Origin of the sequence: uncultured Acidovorax sp. (assembly GCF_964021665.1) — a bacterium.
Taxonomy (GTDB): Bacteria; Pseudomonadota; Gammaproteobacteria; order Burkholderiales; family Burkholderiaceae_C; genus Acidovorax; species Acidovorax temperans.
In genome coordinates, this window is sequence record NZ_CAXIAK010000145.1 from 1 (window position 1) to 4,752 (window position 4,752).

Sequence of the window (4,752 nt, forward strand, 5' to 3'; positions counted from 1 at the left end):
TTTTTTTGACTGATACGGCGACCACCGAGATGTACGCTCTTTCCCTACCCGCCGCTCGTGCGATGGTGATGACATTGAGATACCCCACCGTGCCCGCGCGGTACTGGTTGCTCACCACCTCCAGCGCACGCTGGGCGGCGGCCAGGGCTTCGGTTTGCAGTTGCTGCTCTTGCGCCAGGGCGGTGGCGGCGGTCAGGTTGTCTTCCACCTCTTGCAGGGCCGTGAGCACCGTTTGGCGGTAGGTGGCGGCGGCTTGTTCGTTGGCGGCGCGGGCCGATTCCACCGCAGCCGTGCGGGCACCGCCATCGAACAGCGACAGCGCCAGTTGCGGCCCCAGGGACCAGAACAGGTTGGGGGCGTTGAACAGGTTGGACAGCTCTGAGCCCCGGTACCCCGCCGTGCCCGACAGCGTGAGCGCCGGGAAGAACGCGGCCTGCGCCACGCCGATTTGCGCGTTGGCGGCGGCCACCCGGCGCTCGGCAGCGGCAATATCGGGGCGGCGCTCCAGCAGTTGCGATGGCAGCTGGGCGGGCACCACCGGGGGCTGGGGCAGCGTGCCCGTGGCGGGCAGGCTGAAGCTGGCGGGGGCCTGGCCCAGCAGCGCAGCCAGGGCGTTTTCCAGCTGGGTGCGGGTGGTTTCTGCCTCCAGCAATTGCACCTGGGTGGACTTGTATTGCGATTCGGCCTGCGCCACATCGGCCACCGAGGCCACGCCCGCTTGCTGGCGGTTGCGCGTCAGCTCCCAGCTGCGCTCGTAGGCCTGCAGCGTCTCGCGCAGAATTTGCGCGTTGGCCTCTGCCGCACGCAGCGAAAAAAAGGTTTGCGCCACGCTGGCCTGCACCGACAGGCGGGCAGCGGCCAGGTCGTCCGCACTGGCCTGGGCGGTGGCCTGGGCAGCATCCACTGTGCCAGCAAGGCGGCCCCACAGATCCAGCTCCCAGCTCGCGTTCAGGCCCAGCGAATAACTGCTGCTGGTGCGCGTATTGCTGCTGCCGTCTGCCGCCTGGCTGCCGCTGCGTGCGCGCGAAGCGCTGGCTGTGGTGCCCAGCGTGGGTCCCAGGCTGGCGCGGCTGCTGGCCACGACTGCCTGGGCCGCGCGCAGGCGGGCCAGAGACAACGCGATGTTCTGGTTGCCGCTGGCGGCCTGCTCTTGCAGGGCGTTGAGCGTGGCATCGCCGTACAGCGTCCACCACGCGGCGGGGGCTTCAGCGGCGATTTGGCCCGCCTGCGCAGGCTGCCAAACACCCCCCGCCGTGGCGGCCAAGGCTTGCTTGTAATGGGCGGGCACGGGCTGTGCGGGGCGTTCGTACACCGGCGGGGTGCTGCATGCCACCAACCCGGCAGCTACCAGCAAGGCGGGCAGCAGGCGCTGAGTGGCAGGCTGACAAGAACGGATCGTCAACGCAAGGGATAGTGGCATGGCAGACATCAGTCGTTTCCTTCGAGGGCTGGGGCCGCGGGGCCATGGGCGACCTGGGGCACACGCCCCCGCAGGCGGCACACAGCGCGCAGCACTCGCAGGCGCAAGCGGTCCAGCGCGACATAAACCACGGGCGTGGTGTAGAGCGTGAGCAGCTGGCTCACCAGCAACCCGCCCACCACGGCAATACCGAGGGGTTGGCGCAGCTCGGCCCCGTCCGCACGGTTCAGCGCCAGGGGCAGCGCACCAAAGATGGCGGCCATGGTGGTCATGAGGATGGGACGCAGGCGCAGGCTGCAGGCGCGGTAGATGGATTGCGCCGCGGTAGCGTAGCCATCGCGCTGCCGCGCCAGGGCGAAGTCGATCATCATGATCGCGTTCTTCTTGACGATGCCGATCAGCAAGATGACCCCAATGAGCGCGATGAGCGAGAACTCCGTCTTGAACCACATCAGTGCCAGCAGCGCCCCCACCCCGGCCGAGGGCAGCGTTGAGAGGATGGTGATGGGGTGCACCAGGTTTTCATACAGGATGCCCAGCACCAGGTAGATGGTGATGATGGCCGCCAGGATGAGCAGCGGCTGCCCCGCCAGGGCGGACTGGAACGCCCCCGCCGTGCCGCTGAAGCTGCCGCGAATGCCCACGGGCACACCCAACTCGGCCACGGCGTTGTTCACGGCATCGGCCGCCTGCGACAACGACACGCCCGGCGCCAGACTGAAGCTGATGGTGCTGGCCGGCGTGCCGCGCTCGTGGTTGACGGACAGCGGCGTGTTGGTGGTGGTGATGCGTGCAAACGCGGTGAGCGGCACCTGCTGGCCCACGTTGTTCACAAAGAAGAAGCCGCGCAGCGTCTCGGGGCTTTGCAGGTATTGCGGCGCGGCCTCCATCACCACGCGGTACTGGTTGAGGGGGTTGTAGATGACGCCCACCTGGCGCTGGCCAAAGGCGTCGTTCAAGGTGGCGTCGATCTGCGCCATGGTGAGGCCCAGGCGCGTGGCGGCGTCGCGGTCAATCACCAGCGTGGTCTGCAAGCCGTAGTCGGCCACGTCGCTGTTCACGTCTTCCAGCTCCGGCAGTTGAGAAAGCGCTTGGCGGATGCGCGGCTCCCAAGTGCGCAGCTCGGCAATATCGTCGGCCTGCAGCGTGAAGTCGAAAGACGCGCCACTTTGCCGCCCGCCGATGCGGATGTCACGCTGCGGCGACATGAACAGGCGCGCGCCCGGCTCGTTCTTGAGTTGCTCGCGCAGCCGTGCGATGACCACCTCAGACGACTCCTGCCCCGGCCCGCGCTTGAGCGTCATGAACATTGCCGCCGCGTTGCGCTGCCAGCCACCCGTGGTGCCGGTGACATATTCCACCGCCGGGTCGGCCTGCACGATGGCCAAAAAGCGCTGCAGACGCTGCTCCATGGCCTGGTACGACGTGGCCTGGTCGGCCCGGATGAAGCCTGAGATGCGGCCCGTGTCCTGCTCGGGCATGAAGCCCTTGTCGATGGCGGTGTAGAGGTACACGTTGAGCCCCACCACACCGGCCAGCACCAGCAGCACGACGGGCTGGTGGCGCAGGCACCAGGCCAGGCTGTGACGGTATGCCCGCAAACCACGGGTCTGCCAGCCATCCACCCACCGCGAAAACCGCGCCCACCAGAGCGTGCGCGGCGCCTGCGCAGGTGCTGGGTGCTTGAGCAAGGCCGCGCACATCATGGGTGTGGTGGTGAGCGAAATCACCAGCGACACCAGAATGGCCGCCGACATGACGATGGCAAATTCGCGAAAGAACCGCCCCACGATGCCGCCCATGAACAGAATGGGCACGAACACGGCGATGAGCGAGATGCTCATGGAGACGACCGTGAAACCGATCTCGCGTGCGCCATCCAGCGACGCCTGCAGCGCCGACTTGCCCCGCTCCATGTGGCGCATGATGTTTTCGAGCACCACGATGGCATCGTCCACCACAAAGCCGGTGGCAATGGTCAGCGCCATGAGCGACAGGTTGTCGAGCGTGTAGCCCGCCAGGTACATCACCCCGAACGTGCCGGCCAGCGACACCGGCACGGCCACCGCCGGGATGAGCGTGGCGCGCCCGTTGCGCAGGAACAGGAACACCACCAGGATCACCAGCGCCACAGCGATGACGAGCGCGTTCTCCACCTCTTTGACCGAAGCGCGCAGCGTGGGCGTGCGGTCTGAAACGATTTCAATGTCGATGGCCGCCGGGATAGACGCCTGCAATTGCGGCAGCAGGGAACGCACCCGGTCCACGGCCTCCAGAATGTTGGCGCCCGGCTGCTTGAACACCTGCAGCAAGATGGCGGGCTTGCCATTGGCCACACCAAAGTTGCGCACGTCCTGCACCGAATCGGTCACCTCGGCCACGTCGGACAGGCGGATGGCGTTGCCGTCCTTCCAGCGCAGCACCAGCGGCGCGTAGTCAGCCGCCACGCGGGCCTGGTCGTTGGCGGCAATTTGCCAGTAGTGGTCCTCACGCTCCACCGCGCCCAGGGGGCGGTTGGCGTTGGTGGTGCTGATGGCGCTGCGCACCTGCTCCAGCGACACGCCATTGGCCGCCAGCCGCACCGGGTCGAGCGACACGCGAACCGCAGGCAGCGCCCCGCCGCTCACGGTGGCCTGCCCCACGCCTTCGACCTGCGAGAGCTTCTGCGCCAACACGGTGGAAGCCGCGTCGTACATCTGCCCGCGCGTGAGCGAGCTGGACGTGAGCGCCAGGATCATGATGGGCGAATCGGCCGGGTTGACCTTGCGGTAGGTCGGGTTGCTGGGCATGCCCGTGGGCAGCAGCGAGCGTGCCGCGTTGATGGCCGCCTGCACATCGCGCGCGGCGCTGTCCACGTCACGGCTCAGATCAAACTGCAGGGTGATGCTAGTGCTGCCCAGGATGGAGCGCGAGGTGATTTCGTTGACCCCGGCAATGGAGCCCAGCGCCCGCTCCAGCGGCGTGGCGACGGTAGCGGCCACGGTGTCGGGGCTGGCGCCGGGCAGGCTGGCGCTGACGGAGATGGTGGGGTAATCGACCTGGGGCAGTGGGGCGACGGGCAGGAGGAAGTACGACACCGCGCCCACCAGGGCCAGGCCCAGGGTGAGGAGCATGGTGGCGATGGGGCGGTGGATGAAGGGGGTGGAGAGGCTCATGGAACAGGCCTCTGGGTTTTGATGTGTTTTATAGCTCTAGCGCTTACTAGATAAGCGCTTGCAGCTACTAATTTGATAGTGTCTTGATTTGTCGCCATTCTTTTGGCTGCATGCCTTTGCCAAGGGCGGGAGCCGGGTGTTCGCCCCGGCGGGCGAGGCACTTTTCTTTGCTTCGCC

The 4,752-nt window shown here is 67.1% G+C and carries 2 protein-coding genes; both read right to left on the reverse strand.

Annotated elements, in window-relative coordinates; genetic code table 11:
• On the reverse strand, nt 1–1,420 hold a 1,420-nt coding region (locus AADJ04_RS17610; protein WP_341240412.1), incomplete at its 3' end, for an efflux transporter outer membrane subunit.
• A gap of 8 nt (nt 1,421–1,428) precedes the next feature.
• On the reverse strand, nt 1,429–4,575 hold the full coding sequence (locus tag AADJ04_RS17615; protein WP_341240413.1) for an efflux RND transporter permease subunit: 3,147 nt from the start codon (nt 4,573–4,575) through the stop codon (nt 1,429–1,431).
• Nucleotides 4,576–4,752 lie beyond the last annotated feature (177 nt).